The organism is Pedobacter psychrodurus (assembly GCF_032678585.1).
GTDB lineage: Bacteria > Bacteroidota > Bacteroidia > Sphingobacteriales > Sphingobacteriaceae > Pedobacter > Pedobacter psychrodurus_A.
Map to the genome: position 1 here is coordinate 29,925 of NZ_JAVTSN010000033.1, position 16,498 is coordinate 46,422.

General features: G+C 38.6%; 18 protein-coding genes. 9 read left to right on the forward strand and 9 right to left on the reverse strand.

Annotated elements, in window-relative coordinates; genetic code table 11:
• Positions 1 to 9 precede the first annotated feature (9 nt).
• A complete protein-coding gene (pnuC, locus tag R2S57_RS20005; protein ID WP_316846714.1) occupies positions 10 to 630 on the forward strand; it encodes a nicotinamide riboside transporter PnuC in 621 nt (206 codons plus the stop codon).
• Positions 631 to 690: 60 nt separating this feature from the next.
• Positions 691 to 1,779, forward strand: coding sequence for an acyl-CoA dehydrogenase (locus tag R2S57_RS20010; protein ID WP_316846715.1), 1,089 nt, complete (start codon positions 691 to 693; stop codon positions 1,777 to 1,779).
• On the opposite strand, the gene msrA is transcribed toward R2S57_RS20010, so the two are convergent.
• The 6 genes from msrA to R2S57_RS20040 form a co-directional block, all read right to left on the reverse strand.
• Positions 1,780 to 2,322 carry a peptide-methionine (S)-S-oxide reductase MsrA gene (gene msrA / locus R2S57_RS20015; protein WP_316846716.1) on the reverse strand — a complete coding sequence of 181 codons (543 nt, stop codon included), beginning with the start codon at positions 2,320 to 2,322 and terminating at the stop codon, positions 1,780 to 1,782.
• A 226-nt stretch (positions 2,323 to 2,548) separates the two neighbouring features.
• Positions 2,549 to 3,598, reverse strand: coding sequence for a hypothetical protein (locus R2S57_RS20020; RefSeq protein WP_316846717.1), 1,050 nt, complete (start codon positions 3,596 to 3,598; stop codon positions 2,549 to 2,551).
• A gap of 98 nt (positions 3,599 to 3,696) precedes the next feature.
• Positions 3,697 to 4,578 carry a class I SAM-dependent methyltransferase gene (locus R2S57_RS20025; RefSeq protein WP_316846718.1) on the reverse strand — a complete coding sequence of 294 codons (882 nt, stop codon included), beginning with the start codon at positions 4,576 to 4,578 and terminating at the stop codon, positions 3,697 to 3,699.
• A 99-nt stretch (positions 4,579 to 4,677) separates the two neighbouring features.
• A complete protein-coding gene (locus R2S57_RS20030; protein ID WP_316846719.1) occupies positions 4,678 to 4,911 on the reverse strand; it encodes a DUF2281 domain-containing protein in 234 nt (77 codons plus the stop codon).
• A gap of 20 nt (positions 4,912 to 4,931) precedes the next feature.
• The gene (locus R2S57_RS20035) at positions 4,932 to 5,684 is read right to left on the reverse strand and encodes an ABC transporter ATP-binding protein (RefSeq protein WP_316846720.1); all 753 of its coding nucleotides are present in this window, start codon (positions 5,682 to 5,684) and stop codon (positions 4,932 to 4,934) included.
• Entirely contained in the window at positions 5,684 to 6,418 is a 735-nt protein-coding gene (locus tag R2S57_RS20040; protein WP_029275780.1) for an MlaE family ABC transporter permease, read from the reverse strand. The genes R2S57_RS20035 and R2S57_RS20040 overlap by 1 nt, the downstream gene beginning before the upstream one ends.
• Positions 6,419 to 6,566: 148 nt before the next feature.
• Here R2S57_RS20040 and R2S57_RS20045 point away from each other — a divergent pair, with 148 nt between their 5' ends.
• The 4 genes from R2S57_RS20045 to R2S57_RS20060 all read left to right on the forward strand — a co-directional run bounded on the left by R2S57_RS20045 (position 6,567) and on the right by R2S57_RS20060 (position 9,681).
• Positions 6,567 to 7,256, forward strand: coding sequence for an SDR family oxidoreductase (locus R2S57_RS20045; RefSeq protein ID WP_316846721.1), 690 nt, complete (start codon positions 6,567 to 6,569; stop codon positions 7,254 to 7,256).
• Between the two features lie 18 nt (positions 7,257 to 7,274).
• Positions 7,275 to 7,970, forward strand: a complete 696-nt coding sequence (locus R2S57_RS20050; RefSeq protein ID WP_316846722.1) for a PspC domain-containing protein — start codon at positions 7,275 to 7,277, stop codon at positions 7,968 to 7,970.
• 5 nt (positions 7,971 to 7,975) lie between these two features.
• Complete coding sequence (locus R2S57_RS20055) at positions 7,976 to 8,965, forward strand: LiaF transmembrane domain-containing protein (protein ID WP_316846723.1); 990 nt, start codon at positions 7,976 to 7,978, stop codon at positions 8,963 to 8,965.
• Positions 8,966 to 9,069: 104 nt separating this feature from the next.
• Entirely contained in the window at positions 9,070 to 9,681 is a 612-nt protein-coding gene (locus R2S57_RS20060; protein WP_316846724.1) for an RDD family protein, read from the forward strand.
• A 184-nt stretch (positions 9,682 to 9,865) separates the two neighbouring features.
• Here the strand turns inward: R2S57_RS20060 and R2S57_RS20065 are convergent, their stop codons facing one another.
• Entirely contained in the window at positions 9,866 to 10,051 is a 186-nt protein-coding gene (locus R2S57_RS20065; protein ID WP_316846725.1) for a hypothetical protein, read from the reverse strand.
• An 80-nt stretch (positions 10,052 to 10,131) separates the two neighbouring features.
• Between R2S57_RS20065 and R2S57_RS20070 the strand changes: the two genes are divergently transcribed.
• From R2S57_RS20070 to R2S57_RS20080, 3 genes are all read left to right on the forward strand, one after another.
• Positions 10,132 to 11,481 (forward strand): alpha/beta hydrolase, encoded by a 1,350-nt coding sequence (locus tag R2S57_RS20070; RefSeq protein ID WP_316846726.1) that lies wholly within the window; start codon positions 10,132 to 10,134, stop codon positions 11,479 to 11,481.
• 96 nt (positions 11,482 to 11,577) lie between these two features.
• Positions 11,578 to 13,557 (forward strand): (E)-4-hydroxy-3-methylbut-2-enyl-diphosphate synthase, encoded by a 1,980-nt coding sequence (ispG, locus tag R2S57_RS20075; protein WP_316846727.1) that lies wholly within the window; start codon positions 11,578 to 11,580, stop codon positions 13,555 to 13,557.
• A 173-nt stretch (positions 13,558 to 13,730) separates the two neighbouring features.
• A complete protein-coding gene (locus tag R2S57_RS20080) occupies positions 13,731 to 15,005 on the forward strand; it encodes a mechanosensitive ion channel family protein (protein WP_316846728.1) in 1,275 nt (424 codons plus the stop codon).
• A gap of 12 nt (positions 15,006 to 15,017) precedes the next feature.
• On the opposite strand, the gene R2S57_RS20085 is transcribed toward R2S57_RS20080, so the two are convergent.
• Complete coding sequence (locus R2S57_RS20085) at positions 15,018 to 15,458, reverse strand: UPF0158 family protein (protein WP_316846729.1); 441 nt, start codon at positions 15,456 to 15,458, stop codon at positions 15,018 to 15,020.
• 10 nt (positions 15,459 to 15,468) lie between these two features.
• Entirely contained in the window at positions 15,469 to 16,296 is an 828-nt protein-coding gene (locus R2S57_RS20090) for an alpha/beta hydrolase (RefSeq protein WP_316846730.1), read from the reverse strand.
• Positions 16,297 to 16,498 lie beyond the last annotated feature (202 nt).

The following is a 16,498-nucleotide window of genomic DNA, read 5'->3' on the forward strand; positions in this document are numbered from 1 at the left end:
TTATTGTAAATGAATTTTCAAGATTGGTTTAAGCTTTTTCAGGAGCAGATTTTACACACCTCTTTAATCGAATGGTTGGCTGTGGGTTTTGGCGTATCGGAGGTTTTATTGGCAAAAAAAAACAATATATGGCTTTATCCAACGGGGATAATCTCTATTCTGTTGTCGATGTTTTTATTACTGAACGTAAAATTATATGCAGAAACACTTTTAAGTATTTATTATCTGGTAATGAGTGTTTATGGTTGGGTGATCTGGAAAAAAAGAAAACAGGATGGTGAAAACCAGGTGTCGTGGTCGAGCAATAAAGAATTAACCATTGCGGTTTTAATTTCCGTTATCGGATTCGGTGTACTTTATCTCGTATTGAGGCATTATACCGATTCGGATGTGCCTTTATTCGATGCATTTGTTTCAGCTACTGCCTGGGCAGGAATGTGGCTTTTGGCCAAACGCAAAATAGAAAACTGGATTTTCCTCAATATTTCCAATATAGTAGCTATTCCACTACTATTTCATAAAAAACTTCCATTAATGGCCTGTTTAACTACATTTTTATTTATTGTAGCCATTTTTGGGTTTTTAGACTGGAAAAAGATCATCAATAAAAGCAAGCTTAAGTTGGCTTAAAGCTAAATTGAACATTAGTTATTTAAAATTATCCTCAGGGTTTAGTGCGAAAACGATAACATGCAAGAAACATTAACAGTAAGTTGGCAAGAAAAAGTAAAAGCCTATGCTGCACTTTCAGAAGAAATGGGAAAACTTCATCCCGAAATTTTGGAATTGGCTTATCAGGAAAACTGGTTCAAACTATTTGTACCTGAAATTTACGGCGGACCAAATAAAAAACTTCCAGAAATTTTAAGGTTAGAAGAAGAGCTGGCTGAGGCCGATGGCAGTTTAGGCTGGACCATTACCTTATGCGCCGGTGCGGCCTGGTTTGCAGGTTTTTTAAACCCTGAACTGGCGGCTGAGATTTTTGCCGATCGGGAAGTTTGTTTCGCCGGGAGCGGAGCTATTGGTGGTGTGGCGATTAAAACTGAAACAGGTTATTTGGTAAATGGAAAATGGAATTATGCCAGTGGTGCCTTGCACGCAACCATATTTACAGCTAACTGCACGCTGAAAAACGAACAGGATGAAGATATTTTGGATGAAAACGGAGATCCGGAAATCAAATCGTTTATCCTAAAAAAAGATGAAGTAAACATTCTGCCAGGCTGGTCTTATTTTGGTTTAATTGCAACTGGTAGCCATGCTTTTGAAGTTGGCGATTTACTTGTTCCTGAAAACCGGACTTTTAAGATTAACCAACATATCGAAGTAGCAGATTCGGGATTTGATTATCCCTTTCTACAGCTTGCAGAAACCACGTTAGCGGTAAATAGCTTAGGAATGACGAAGCTCTTTATTCAACTGGTAGAAGATGCATTTTATTTACGTACAGCATTGAAGAGATATACAGAGGAGCAGGTATTGTTCTTTAATGGCGAACTCAATCGCTGCAAGGAAGAAATCCAAAACCTTCGGGCAAAATTTTACAGTACATTCGATGCATCCTGGGATGAATTGATGGAGAACAGTAAAATCGCTGATAATAAATTAGCTGAGGTTAGTGCTATCAGTCGTAAACTGGCACATGCCTGCTGGAAAGCTGCCGCTACGCTATTTCCTTACTGTGGTTTAGAAGCCGCTAAAAAGGAATCGGAGATTAACCGGGTTTGGCGTGATATACATACCGCAAGTCAGCATGCATTACTCACTTTCGAAAGCTAATTATTCGAGAAGTTCAGGTTTAATTTTATCCTTAAAATCCTTAGCAAACTTGTTCAGTTTTGGCTGGATTACAAATGCACAATAAGGTTTGCCCTGGTTGTCACTGAAATAGTTTTGATGATAATCTTCTGCCTCGTAAAACTCCATTGCGGGCGAAATTTCGGTAACAATTGCTTTATCGAAAACATTTTCACGGGTGAGATCGTCAATCATCTTTAAAACCTCTCTCTTCTGCTCTTCATTTTCATAAAAAATTACCGAACGGTATTGCGTGCCCACATCATTACCCTGTTTATTTAAAGTTGTTGGGTTATGCGTTTTAAAGAAGATGAGTAAAAGCTCGCTAAAAGAGATGATATCTTCGTCGAAAATAATCCGTACAACTTCCGCATGTCCGGTATTGCCATTACAGATTTCCATATAGGTTGGATGTTTTAGCTCTCCACCCATATAACCGGATGTAACCTGGCTTACTCCATTTAACGTCTGAAAAACGGCTTCGGTGCACCAAAAGCAGCCTCCGCCAAATGTTGCTGTTTGCATATTCTACTTATCTAAAATCTGTTCCAACTTTTTAATTACTATCAAAAAAAGACATTTTGTTGATATTCAAAATAGGATTGATGGACGATTATTCCTTTAAGTTTTAAAGCCTTGGGTTACAAAGGTTCAATATAGTATTTATGCAGTATATGACAAACTATAAACTTTTCTTTTAAAAAAATATTAGCAACAAAAAACCCGCGATTTTCGGTCGCGGGCTTCAATATTATTGATACTGGATGTATATCGGTTTCGGGGTAAGCTTCAACAGCTCTTCCGGGGTCATCAAACGTTTAGGGTCTTTCTTTAGATCGTTCTTGTAAAACAATTTAAAGCCTGTAAACTGTACGGGTTCTCCTTGTATGAAGTGGCGGTAGGTGCCTTTTTTCAGTTCAGGTTCGCCCCATCCATCCATGTGCATTACAACCTGAACTTCCGGACGCAGTTTAATGCTCGGCGAATTGGTTACCATTTTTTTAGTGAAACGGTGCAATACAAATACTTTTGGAGGCAAGTTGTATTTCTTAACAATATCTGCCAGGTATCCCGTTACATAATTTATGTCGGCAGCATCATAAGTGCCGATTTTTTTACCTGGTAATGTTCCGTCTTTCATCGAAAATTCAGGATCAATACCTAAGTGAACATATGGCAATTGTAAATACTTTTCGATATGTGGCAATTCAGCTTTAATGGTACTCAAAGCCACCTGAAGATCTAAAAATACAATGGTATTGGGTTGCATTTTAGCGATTTTTAAAACAGAATCGATCTGTTTGTTGCCCATCCTGTTAATGTATTTTCCATCTTTACCCGGTGTTCCGCTAGCTACAGCTGCAATGTAATGTAAGCCAGGTTGTACTGGAGTAGAAGGATCAGCTTTTTCCCAATGTTTTACTTCAGCATTTAAACGCTGCCACATTTCTTTAGGTGCATATTCGCCCAATGCACCCATTTTTTTAGAGTGTAGGTTACCATAATAAACAACGATACGTTTAAATGGCAATATGGCTCCAGCTAAAGGATAAGGTTGTTTTTTTACCGGCCATTTTCCGGTTGTATCTCCATTAGCCAGTTTCTTTACTAAAGAATCGTAAAGTTTTGGGTCAACAGGTTTCATTACATTTACTGTTGAGTCGGTTTTCTTCTTCGTCGAATCAGAAGAGAAGATTTTACCAATACCGTTGCTGCCCTTACCGTCTGAATTACAGTTGGCAAACAAGCTGATTGCGGCAAAACCAAGTATAAGTGTGCCTGCTAATTGAGGGAATTTCATAGATTGTTATGGATAATTAAAATTTAGAACAGCTTTCCGGTTCTGTTGTGATGAATGTAGGTCGGAAATCTGGTAGTTTAAAATAAAGTAATCAACATTTACACATTGCAGAATTTGCCGAAAACACCCAAAGGCAATTTAATGCCCGATGTAGCCTGTAGATACAGTTCTCCAGTTTCGAGGTTTTTAACCGAAGGGAATGAAGTCCGGATTAAATTTTCTACAATTACTGATGAGAAACCTAATGAATAGGTATTGAGGATCAGAAAATGTTCTTTTTCATCCAAGAGCTGAACTACATCCTGCATCATTTCCTGAATGTGATCTTCCAGTTTCCATTTTTCGCCATTGGGGCCATGGCCATAGGCAGGTGGGTCTAAAATAATACCATTATATTTTTTGCCTCTTTTTAGTTCCTTCTTTACGAACTTCAGTGCATCCTCTACCATCCAACGGGTATCTTTCAAGCCAGAAAGTTCCTGGTTTTCGTTGGCCCAGGTAACCACTTGTTTAATCGAATCAACGTGGGTAGTTTCTGCACCAGCTGCATTGGCAATTAAAGATGCAGCCCCTGTATAGGCAAAAAGATTTAAAACTTTAGGCTGTGGTGTTTTAAATTTTTTGATGGAGGAAGAAATAAAATCCCAGTTTACGGCTTGCTCAGGGAATACACCTACATGTTTAAAAGAAGTTAGTCCTAAACGGAGTTTAATGGCCACTTCGTCGTTTTTATATTCTACATGCCAACGATCGGGAATAGATAAGTTTTTCTTTACCCATTCGCCAGAAGTAGCCGAACGGCCCCTAAAAGTGATGTTAGCTGTTTTTTTCCAATCCTGTTCTGAATATGTTTTTTTCCATACCGCCTGAGGTTCAGGACGGATGAGGGTTACGTTTCCAAAACGTTCTAATTTTTCAAAATCCCCGCAATCTATCAGTTCGTAATCTTTCCAGTGGGTTGGGGCAAGTAATTGTATCATTTGTTATTTATGTAGGTCGTCATTGCGAGGCACGAAGCAATCTTAATGCGATAGATATACAGAAGGAGATTGCTTCGTGCCTCGCAATGACGATTTTATTTATTGGAAATTTAGTGGTTCGTTAAAATCATCAGAAATATAAAGAATTGTACCTTTTGTAGCACCATATAAGCTTTTTGGTTCTTCAACAATGTTTGATTCTTCGCTTTTCGACTTTGGAAAACTCTTCGAATGTTTGGCTTTTAAAAAATCAATAAAATCTTCTACCTCGTTTACCATGCTTTCTGGTAAGGTTTCCAATTTATGAATGATATTTTTTGTAGCCGTAGTCATAACCAAATATAAGAATTTTCTTAAAACTTATCTTTTGCAGCTTTCATAAAGCGACTGGCAAATACGAAATCGTTTAGTTCCTGAATATCGGTATGTGCAATCTCTTTGTTACTGCCTTCCCAGAATTTTTTTCCTTCGTGTAAGAACAAAATATAATCGCCAATACCCATCACCGAGTTCATATCATGTGTTACCACAATAGTGGTTGTTTTGTATTCTTCGGTAAGTTCCTGTATCAGTTCATCAATAACGATCGAAGTTTTTGGATCTAAACCAGAGTTGGGTTCATCGCAGAACAAATATTTTGGGTTCATCGAAATGGCACGTGCAATACCTACACGTTTTTTCATTCCTCCCGATAATTCGGCAGGGAACAATTTGTTTTTGCCTGCAAGATTAACCCTTTCCAAACAAAAGTTTACGCGCTCGATTTTTTCTTTTCTACTTTGATCGGTAAACATATTTAGAGGAAACATGATGTTTTCTTCAACAGTCATACTATCAAATAAAGCCGATCCCTGAAAAAGCATGCCGATTTCTTTACGTACTTCAATGCGTTGCTCGTAGGTCATCGGTGTAAAATCGCGACCATCGTACAATACCGAACCCGAATCTGGCTGGTGTAAACCCACCATACATTTCAGTAGGGTGGTTTTTCCTGACCCGGAACCACCGATAATTAAATTGGTAACACCTTCTTCAAACTTCCCGGAAATGCCCTGTAATACATCGTTTCCAGAAAATGATTTATAAATATCTTTAATTTCGATCATTACAATAAAAGTTGAGTTACTAAATAATCACAAACAAGAATAGAGATACAGCTAATTACAACTGCTCTTGTACTGGCCTGCGAAACTTCTAAAGCACCACCACGAACATAAAAACCTTCGTAAGCTGGAACTGAGGTAATAATGAAACCAAATACAAATGCTTTAACCAAAGCAACAGTGATGGTATAAGGATTAAAATCAGTTGTAATACCCTGAATATATTCTGCTGGTGTAACTGCACCTGAAATTGAACCGCCAATATAACCACCAGTAATGCTTAAGAACATAGAAATAATTACCAACATGGGTACCATGGTTATTCCCGAAATAATTTTTGGTAAGATTAAATAACCTGGGGCGTTAATACCCATAATCTCTAAGGCATCAATCTGCTCGGTAACACGCATCGAACCGATTTCTGATGAAATGGCCGAGCCAATTTTTCCTGCCAGTACAATCGCACTAATGGTCGGACTTAACTCTAAAATGCTCGAATCCCGGTTTACGGAACCAATAATGGTTTTTGGAATAAAATCACTAACCAGCTGGAAAGCAATTTGTAAAGTCATTACTGCACCAATAAAGGTGGAGATAATGGCAATCAGACCTAATGAGCCTACGCCAACATAATCCATTTGTTTGGCGATTTCTTTCAGGTATATTTTCAGTTTTTCCGGCTTTCTGAATACAGACTTGAGTAGCAGGATGTATCTGCCGAAATTGGTAAAATTCATTCCGTATGTATTTGCTTAATTTAAATGATCATTCTTATACTACTACAAAGAAACGATAAAAAAGTTGTCGCTCTTCGCTAATTACAAAAATATTCGTGGTTTTGAATATAAATATGGTTTTTTGTCAACAAAAATTAAACCACAAAAGATGAAAGCTGTAATAACCGGAGCAACTAAAGGAATTGGCAGAGCGATTGCGATTAAACTGGCGCAAAATGGATATGATTTAATTCTGGTAGCGAGGGGCGTACAAGATCTCGAAGCACTTAAACAGGAACTCACACCTTACGGGAATGCTGTTTTTATCCATGCTGCCGATTGTTCGGTTAAAGAGGAAGTGTATGCGTTTCTAAATTCAGTAACCATAGGTTTTGATGATGTTAGCGTGTTGGTAAACAATGTAGGGATCTTTTTGCCTGGAAGTATGCTCGATGAAGATGACCAAACTTTCGAAAAACAACAACATCTAAATATCAATGCCGGTTATTATACGAGCAAGTTTTTTGGAAAAAAAATGCGTTCAGCAAAGCATGGGCATATATTCAACATCTGTTCGGTGGCCAGTAAGGCACCAGTAAAAAATGGTGGCAGTTATAGTGTAACAAAATCAGCGATGTTAAGTCTTAATCATGTATTGCGGCAAGAGTTAGCCCCTCACAACGTTAAAGTAACTGCGTTTTTGCCAGGCTCTACAAAAACTTCATCTTGGGAAGGAACAACAATCCCCGACGAAAAATTTGTACAGCCTGAAGATATTGCAGAAACATTATTCACCATTTTAAACTTAAGTAAAGGTGTAAACGTAGATGAGGTTTTGATTACCCCGCTAGATTTTTAACACAAAATGAACAACGTTATGGAAAAGAAGCTTTTTAGAAACGAACACGATAAGATGATTGCCGGTGTAGCTTCGGGACTTGCAGATTACATGCAGGTGGAGGTTACCATAATTAGATTATTGTTTGCATTATCGGCTATATTTATGGCTGGAGGTGGCTTGATTGCCTATATAATCATGTGGATTATTGTTCCGGTGAACAACGATCCGGCAGCAAGATTCTCAAAATTTAATGATTACTTCGGCAACAAAACACCAAACACACCGCCATTTGGAAGCGCCGATCCATTTGCTGGCCCGGCTAATCCTGGAAATGCAAATTGGACACAACCTGTTGATGGCACAACAAAAACACCTTTTGAAACACAGGCAGATTTTGGTAAATTCAATAAATCGAATGATACTGGTCGTACCATTGGCGGATTGCTCTTATTGGTAATCGGATGCTTTTTTCTGATGCGCGAAATGGATTTTATACCCGATTGGTTTAGTATCCGTAATTTATTCAGGTATATGTGGCCATTAATATTTATCGCCTTAGGTGTAAGTATTATCGCTAAATCAAAAAGAAAGAATGATTGGGCAGCTTTTCAGAACCAACAGCAGGCAGAACAGCAAAAAACTGCCGATTTTTCGGAAGCCGTTGTAGAAAACGAACCTACAACACCTGTTAACAAAGACGATAATTCAACAACCGCTAACCCTCAAGTATAAATAAAATGAAATTAGATAGATTAATTTGGGGTATCATCCTGCTTTTTATTGGCGGTGTACTTCTACTCGAAAACTTTGGCGTAATCGAATTTTATTGGCGTAACGTTTGGAGCTTTTGGCCGGTATTTTTGATTATTGCAGGTTTAAATATCCTGTTTAATAAAAACAACTCGCAAACAGGCAGCATGATTTCTATTGGAGTGCTGGTTGTAGCTTTATCATTCCTTTTTTATAAAGGACAGCAGGTGCCAGAACATGGTAACTGGTGGGGGCGCCATTTTAAAAAGGACATTGATGTTAATATCGATCATAATGATGGCGACAATGATGAAGATAATGATGATGATCACGATACCACAACATCCTATCACTCGAGTCTTTCGGAACCGTTTGTAGCCGCAGATAATGCCAAAAAAACAGTTTTGAATATTTCAGGAGGCGGAATCTCATTTAACCTTGATGGCGAAACTTCAGAATTGATTAGTGCAGATATAAAGAAAAAACATGGTAATTTTTCATTAAAGAAAGTACTTACCGATAGTGCAACAGTACTTACTTTCCAAATGGACGATAAAAAGAACAAATGGAATTTTGGCGACGGCGGCAATGATGTTGATTTTAAATTAAATAAAGGCGCTAACTGGGATATTTTAATGAAACTTGGTGCAGGCGAAGCAAATTTCGATTTTGCCGGTTACAAAGTGCGTACCTTCCGATTTGATGGCGGGGCAGCAGCATTAGATATTAAGTTCGGAGATTTGTTGCCAATAACCGATGTGATTGTAAAATCGGGGGTAGCTGATGTTAAAATCAAAGTGCCTACCAACTCGGGCTGCAGGATTAAAACGAAAACAGGTTTATCGGCAAAAGATTTCGATGGGTTTGAAAAATTGAGCGAGGGTGTTTACGAAACTTCGAATTACAAAACGTCTGCCAAAAAAATCTTTATCAATTTAGATGGCGGATTGAGTAACTTTGAGGTAAGCAGATATTAGGAAGGTTGGAAGGTAGAAGGCGTAAGGCTAAGACATCATTAACTGAAATCTTTATAAAGCCCTAATCCTGCAATCTTAAAATCTCATAATGCTGATCCAATCGAATGAATCCTGATCAATACACAGTCGTAATTAATGGTAAACCAGAGGGACCGTATAGTTTAACCGAACTGAAAGATTTAAACATCAGTGCGAATACTTTTATACGCAAACCCGGAATGGACGATTATAAAGAAGCTCATGCAATTCCCGAATTGCGTGAGCTTTTGGGTTTTAGCTATCAAAAAACTGCTCCCCAATATTTTGCCGCTTTCGATCAGCGTTTATTGGCAACTGTAATTGATCATTTTATCATTTTTGGGTTTTATACCGTGGCCATTTTAACGAGTTTTATCTTTATAGAAGGCAAAGATCAGCGGATGATGGCCTTTCTAATTCCATTCCCATCCATATTTATCATTAAACTGATTTATGGCAGCATTGCAGAGGCATCCAAAAGCCAGGCTACCATTGGTAAAAAATTGCTTAGTATTAAAGTGACCGATCTGGAAGGCAGCCGGATTTCTTTTGGCATTTCCCTGGTGAGAAATTTTTCTAAAATTTTATCCGTAATTCCTGTTTTTTTTGGTTACCTGTATAGTTTTCTCAATAAGAAGAATCAGTGCTGGCACGATATTGCCGCCAATACTTTGGTCATAAAAGACAGGTTAATTTAATCGGAAAAGCAGGGGCAATGCATCTATTTTCGTTAGTCGGGCTGTACGCTATATCTCTGATTAAACCTGTGAAACAAGCAAGCATACCACAAAATAATAAACAATAATGCTTAAATCGGAGGATGCCGCTTCCATCCCGTTTAGTGCATTTGGGCAGGTGCAATGATGCCAAACCCATCCACCGCTAAAAAATAAGCCTGATTGAGGCGATAGCGCCTGATTTCCTTCTAATGGGGACTAAAGCCGAAAGCGGAGCTGCATTCGCCAGGCAATACTGCCATTGCTTTTCAGAAAAAAACAAATTTAAATTCAGAAATTTCTCACGCAGAATAGACTCAGCACTGGCATAATTAAGCTGAACGTTTTCCATTTTGGTGGTTGGTTAAAAGATGTTAAATAACAATAAGCCATTGTACTATTTGTTAGTTTTAATAAAATTAAGCTAATCATATGTTGCGTTCACTTCTCACGGCAGTTTTTGCTTGCTATCAATTTACTTCTTTTTGCCAAACTTCAACAGATTCGTTAAAACCTGTTAAGGATGAATATAATTTAGGTTTCGAAAAAATAATCTCTGCTTCCAATTCTTTTGTTGGTTGGAATACTGGCATAACAAAAAGTGGCTTCAAGATAGGAGTAGATTCCGTTGAAAAACATAGTGGGAAATACTCCCTAGCAATCGAAAATATTGATCAAAATGTAGCGTCAAACTATGCCTTGACCGGTATGTTTATTCCAGCAAAATATGAGGGATCTAAACTAGAAGTTAAATTCTACTTAAAAATGGAAAATGTTAAAGATCATGTTGACTTTCCATTTAGAATTGATGATGAGGATAATGATAAAATAGAATTTACAAACCTTTTAGCTAAAAAAATATACGGAACCCAAGATTGGAAACAATATACCTTAAAGCTGCCCCTTCAAAAAGAGGCATCGAAAATTTATCTTTTTCCTTTGTTATATGGGCCGGGTAAAATGTGGGTAGACGATATTCAGATATTGATTGATGGTGTGGATATCAGTCAGGCAAAAATTAAAGCAGATTATAACCCTAATGCCCCACAAGCCATTAATTATGGCAGTAATGCAACGGCATCGGGCAGGGTGAAAGTGAAAGATGCCGAATTATATTACGAAACCTATGGGAAAGGCGAGCCACTGTTATTGCTACATGGAAACAGCCAATCCATCACCGTTTTCAAGAAGCAGATTAAAGCTTTTTCCAAAAGTTATAAAGTTATTGCTGTAGATACCCGTGGACAGGGGAAAAGTACCGATTCCAGTACTCAGCCACTTTCATACGACCTGTACGCTGAGGATATGAAAACCTTACTTGATTCTCTGCATATTGTTAAAACGAATATTTTAGGCTGGAGCGATGGCGGAAATACAGGTTTGATTATGGCTGTTAAATACCCGAAATATATCAAAAAACTTGCCGTTACCGGGGCATGTACAAATCCAAATGATGCCGTTTCAACCAGCACGCTTGAAGAAGTTAGTAAGGCTATTAAAAGCCTGGAAACAAAATCTGATGAAAAATCAAAGTATCAGGTTAAATTATTTACCATGTTGCTCACAGAGCCGCACCTTACTGCTCTGGATCTGAAAAAGATTAAAGCCCCGGTGTTGGTAATGGCTGGAGAGAAGGACATGATTTTAGAGAAGCACACCAAGTTTATAGCAGCTAATATTCCTAAATCACAACTTTTTATTTTTAAGGGCGCTTCACACTATGTGCCCGTAGAAAAGGTTTCCGAATTTAATACAGAAGTACTCACTTTTTTAAACCAGTAATATTTTCATCGGGATAAGTATTAGGTTTTGCTATCCGACATCTTTTACAACATTCCAACATTAAAACATTCCAACAATCCTTATCTTTGCAAACAGATGGAAAATATATTGGCAAAACATGATCTGGCTGGCGGATATTGCAACAGTTTAAGCACTTATTCGAGGTATTTAACCCGAGAAGTAAATATTGGAGATATCGCTTTGGGCGGGCATAATCCGATCCGGATCCAATCGATGACCACTACCGATACCATGGATACCCTAGGTACTGTAGAGCAGACCATCCGTATGGTAGAATCGGGTTGCGAATATGTGCGTATCACAGCTCCTAGCATTAAAGAAGCAGAAAATCTGGCCAATATTAAAAAAGAACTCCGTTTTCGCGGTTACCATGTTCCATTAATTGCTGATATCCATTTTACGCCAAATGCTGCCGAAATGGCCGCCAGGATTGTAGAAAAGGTGCGTGTTAACCCAGGTAACTACGCAGATAAAAAGAAATTTGAAAATATAGAATATACCCAGGATGCTTATAACGCAGAGCTGGCCAGGATTTATAAAAAGTTTATCCCATTAGTCAAAATCTGTAAAGAGTATGGTACGGCCATGCGCATTGGTACCAATCATGGTTCACTGTCCGACAGGATTATGAGCCACTACGGCGATACCCCTCGTGGAATGGTAGAGTCGGCAATGGAATTTATCCGCATGTGCGAAGACCAGAACTATTATAACCTGGTGATTTCGATGAAAGCCAGTAATACCCAGGTAATGGTGCAGGCATACCGTTTATTGGTCGAAACCATGGCGAAAGAGGGGATGAACTACCCTTTGCATTTGGGCGTTACCGAAGCAGGAGACGGTGAAGACGGCCGCATTAAATCGGCCGTTGGTATTGGAACTTTATTAGAAGATGGATTGGGCGATACCATCCGTGTTTCGCTTACTGAAGATCCTGAATTTGAAGCCCCGGTTGCAAAAGCCCTGGCAGACCGCTACTCGAAAAGGAGTTCGGAGCTTGGAGTTCAGAGTTTTGAGTCGCCTGCAAAGGTCCCAACTCCCGACTCCAAACGCCCAACTTATTCCCCTTACGAATACAACCGCCGCATTACAACTCCAGTTCAGCATATCGGTGGGCATCATCATCCGGTTGTGATGATTGATGTTTCGAAAGAAAACTTAAAAGATCCCTACTTTTTAAGTTCGGTAGGCTATAACTACAGTGCCGGTCTGGACAAATACAATTTAGCCGATCAGGCTTGTGATTTGGCTTATTTAGGAGATAATCTGCCATCTTTTTCTTTCCCAGGGAACTTAAAACAGGTTTACAATTACCAAACCTGGTTAAAACTTCAGGATAAGAACAATTGTCATCCATTATTCTCGCTCGAAGAGTTTAATCAGGCAGCTCATAAAGATGAATTATTAAACTTTGTTGAAGTTGATGCAGGAACCTTCCAGCTTTCCAGCCTTCCAACCTTCCAACCTAATGTTGTTTTAATCCTCAAAACTTCCGCATCGCATGGAATGGCCGAACAAAGGACATTTTTTGTTGCTTTGCAAGAACAGAACATACAAATTCCAGTAATTATTAAAAGAACCTATCAGGATGCTGATGCCGATCATTTAATGCTGTATGCTGCAACGGATATTGGTGCTTTATTTACAGATGGTTTTGGAGATGGTATTTGGATTGATTCAGAAGGTCAAAATCTATCCTTAATTAATTCTACCAGTTTTGGGATTTTACAGGCCACCCGTACGCGTATCAGTAAAACAGAATATATTTCGTGCCCGAGCTGTGGTAGAACACTTTTCGATTTACAAGAAACCACACAACTGATCCGCTCGCGTACCGACCATTTAAAAGGCATAAAAATCGGCATCATGGGCTGTATTGTAAACGGCCCTGGTGAGATGGCCGATGCCGATTATGGTTATGTAGGTACCGGACCAGATAAAATTACCTTGTACCGGGGCAAAGAAGTGGTTAAGAAAAATGTAACTACAGCTTACGCGCTGGATGAACTGATCGACATTATCAAAGATGATGGCAATTGGGTAGAAAAGGTTTAATGATCTAAAGGTACCCAGCTCTGTCTCGTCACAGACCAGTATGATGTGTCATTTTATTTTCGGTCTGTGAGGACACAGACCGAGGAGTTATCCTAATGGTTTGTGTCTCACAAACCATTTTGCTTTATCTAGCATCATTTAAATTTCTAATCAATAAATCCTAAATTGCCTTAATGAACATCCCCGAGTTTCAAAACCTGTTTAACGAACTTCGAAACTGGCTGGCAGGCAAAGGCCTGGTTGGTGGCGAACTGATCTATTCCTATTTCTTTATCGGACTGGTTGGCGTTGTGCTGTTTCTGTTCATCACCATATTCGTAACCCGGCAGGTTTTTATTGGTGTGGTCAAAAGCGCCAAAACGAAATCCGACTGGCAAAAGGCCTTATTCGAATTTCGTGTTTTCAGGGCATTTGCTTTGATTTTTGGTGCTTACATCATTTATAATGTAGTTCCTTATCTTTTTATAGATTTTAAAAACTGGCTCTTTTACGCCTTGATTTTTGCTAAAATCTACATGGTTTTAGCGGTGATGTTTGCCATCAATGCATTTCTGAATGCTTTGGTTTCCATTATGGAATCATCAAAGAAATATGCCGATAAACCCATTAGGAGTTATAAGCAGGTTGCCAAAATTGTATTCTATATTGTTGGTTTTGTACTGATTCTGTCGATTATTCTTGGCGAATCGCCATTATATGTTTTTGGAGGTTTCGGCGCAGTTACTGCTGTTTTTATTCTGATTTTCAGAGATCCGATTTTAGGTTTTGTGGCTTCGGTACAAATGAGTGCCATCGATTTGGTGAGGGTAGGCGATTGGATTACCGTAGAGAAATATGGTGCCGATGGCGAGGTTACGGAGATTAATTTAACCACCATTAAAGTCCGCAACTGGGATAAAACAGTAACCATTGTACCCAGTTATGCCATTGTGAGCGAATCGTTCAAAAACTGGCGTGCCATGGAAGAAAGTGAAGGTAGGCGGATTAAAAGGCATATTAATATTAAAATTTCGAGCATCAAATTCTGCGATGAAGAATTGATCGGAAGGTTGCAGAGCATCGATTTTCTAAAAGATTACCTCAAAGAAACGCAAACTTTTATTGAGCGGTATAATGCTGAAAATACGGTAAATCCGAACAATCTGGTTAATGGGCGGCATATGACCAATATTGGAACTTTTAGGGTGTATGCAGAGAAATACCTGGAGAGCAATCCACATATCAACACCGATTTAACCTTTATGGTGCGCCAGTTACAGGCTACTGAAAACGGACTTCCAATCGAGATCTACGTATTCTCGAAAGAAAAGGGATTAAAACGTTTCGAAGAAGTAGCCGCCGATATTTTCGATCATTTATTGGCTGCGGTACCGTATTTCGACCTTGAGATTTTCCAAAGCCCGAGCGGCAGCGATATGCGTAATTTTGTGAGAAGAGGGGATGATTAGCAGGACAAGGTATTAATTAGTTTCGTATTTAATAATATAATCGATACTGTCCTTTACATACTCAATCATTTTTTGATTTTTAAAATCAAACCATAATTGTCTATATTCTCCTGAATTATCTATTTCATATTTAAATTCCCTGAAAGGTTTTCTTTTATTAAGCGCCTCGAGTAGTGTAACTTTTATCCGCGTATTATCGGGAAGCTCATCTGTAAAATCTTCCATAAACCTAAATGATTCCCTTGAATCCGGTTTTTCTATTTGCTTATAATCGCCAAAGTTTTCCTCTACTTCTTTAATGTCTTCATCCCATGCATCTGTATCGTTATAATCCATCAGCTGATCGCTTGGTAGAAAAATCAGTTTATTATTCTTTATATTCCAGTGGCACACGAAACCGCAATCGATCGTGTCTGCTATTTCTTTAATTTGTTCTGAAGTTAAAGCAGTCATAACGTTTAAATTATTCTTCACCCAAAAATATCAAAACCTTTTCACAAACTTTAAATAAAAGCGGTGGCAAAGTTTCGCTGGTATAAGGTTGTGTTGCCCCGTAAACATGATTGGCACCTTCAATTTTAACCAATCTGCTTGCCGGATTGACTTCTGCTAAAGTCTGCGCAGTTTCAAAGGGAACATTTACATCATCATCACCGTGAATAATCAGCCAGGGGATGTTTATGCGTTTGGCTGCAGCTATAATGTTTAATGCAGCTGCATTTTCCTCTAAATCTGCTAATAAAGTTACGTTTAAAGGCATCTGTTCTTTGGTGCGGGCATTGGTGACGAAGATTTTGCCATTCTTTTTCCATTCTGCTTCCTGTTCTTTTTTCCAGAGACTATTAAAATCGGCAATGGCGCTCCAAGTAATCAGTTTGTTAATCCTTACATCGTTTGCGGCTTCAATAATACACAAGCCACCGCCGCGGCTATGGCCGATAAGGTTTACTTTAGTTGTTGCACCATAGGCTTTTTCAATAAAATTGAGCACTGCATTTACATCAAAAAGCTCTTTTGATACCGTATTGCTGGCAAAGGCATCCATATCGGTTACATCTTTAGGGTCATTAACCGGTACACCACTATGTGATAAATTGAACTTGATATAACGGAAACCATTGCTGGCAAAATACCTGGCCACTAAATTATGGGCGCCCCAATCTTTAAAACCTTTAAAGCCATGTACAAAAAGAATAATGGGCGTATTTGGGTTCTTCTCATCAAAAGTGATATCGCCGATAATTAATTTTCCGTCAGCACCGCTAAGGCTAAAATTGCTTTGTATAATCATAATTTAAAGGATTTGATCTAAAATATAAACCTACGAAATCTAATTTTGTTGTGTGTTTTATGCAATAACTTGATGATATATTTATAGCGCTTAATGCAGGGAAACCTTTAATAGAACCAGAGACAGATGTTACCTAAACCCGATAGAAGTGAAAATACTTTTTGGTGCAATTACCCTCAATATGCTGTCGTGCTGAGGAACG

Bases quoted from the DNA above. Each gene is read 5' to 3' on its own strand.
- R2S57_RS20025 (WP_316846718.1), bottom strand. From the start codon at position 4,578: ATGATACAATTACTTGCCCCAACCCACTGGAAAGATTACGAACTGATA.
- R2S57_RS20055 (WP_316846723.1), top strand. From the start codon at position 7,976: ATGAAATTAGATAGATTAATTTGGGGTATCATCCTGCTTTTTATTGGC.
- R2S57_RS20035 (WP_316846720.1), bottom strand. From the start codon at position 5,684: ATGATCGAAATTAAAGATATTTATAAATCATTTTCTGGAAACGATGTA.
- R2S57_RS20040 (WP_029275780.1), bottom strand. From the start codon at position 6,418: ATGAATTTTACCAATTTCGGCAGATACATCCTGCTACTCAAGTCTGTA.
- ispG (WP_316846727.1), top strand. From the start codon at position 11,578: ATGGAAAATATATTGGCAAAACATGATCTGGCTGGCGGATATTGCAAC.
- R2S57_RS20080 (WP_316846728.1), top strand. From the start codon at position 13,731: ATGAACATCCCCGAGTTTCAAAACCTGTTTAACGAACTTCGAAACTGG.
- R2S57_RS20030 (WP_316846719.1), bottom strand. From the start codon at position 4,911: ATGACTACGGCTACAAAAAATATCATTCATAAATTGGAAACCTTACCA.
- R2S57_RS20050 (WP_316846722.1), top strand. From the start codon at position 7,275: ATGGAAAAGAAGCTTTTTAGAAACGAACACGATAAGATGATTGCCGGT.
- msrA (WP_316846716.1), bottom strand. From the start codon at position 2,322: ATGCAAACAGCAACATTTGGCGGAGGCTGCTTTTGGTGCACCGAAGCC.
- R2S57_RS20070 (WP_316846726.1), top strand. From the start codon at position 10,132: ATGTTGCGTTCACTTCTCACGGCAGTTTTTGCTTGCTATCAATTTACT.
- R2S57_RS20045 (WP_316846721.1), top strand. From the start codon at position 6,567: ATGAAAGCTGTAATAACCGGAGCAACTAAAGGAATTGGCAGAGCGATT.
- R2S57_RS20065 (WP_316846725.1), bottom strand. From the start codon at position 10,051: ATGGAAAACGTTCAGCTTAATTATGCCAGTGCTGAGTCTATTCTGCGT.
- pnuC (WP_316846714.1), top strand. From the start codon at position 10: ATGAATTTTCAAGATTGGTTTAAGCTTTTTCAGGAGCAGATTTTACAC.
- R2S57_RS20090 (WP_316846730.1), bottom strand. From the start codon at position 16,296: ATGATTATACAAAGCAATTTTAGCCTTAGCGGTGCTGACGGAAAATTA.
- R2S57_RS20020 (WP_316846717.1), bottom strand. From the start codon at position 3,598: ATGAAATTCCCTCAATTAGCAGGCACACTTATACTTGGTTTTGCCGCA.
- R2S57_RS20010 (WP_316846715.1), top strand. From the start codon at position 691: ATGCAAGAAACATTAACAGTAAGTTGGCAAGAAAAAGTAAAAGCCTAT.
- R2S57_RS20085 (WP_316846729.1), bottom strand. From the start codon at position 15,458: ATGACTGCTTTAACTTCAGAACAAATTAAAGAAATAGCAGACACGATC.
- R2S57_RS20060 (WP_316846724.1), top strand. From the start codon at position 9,070: ATGAATCCTGATCAATACACAGTCGTAATTAATGGTAAACCAGAGGGA.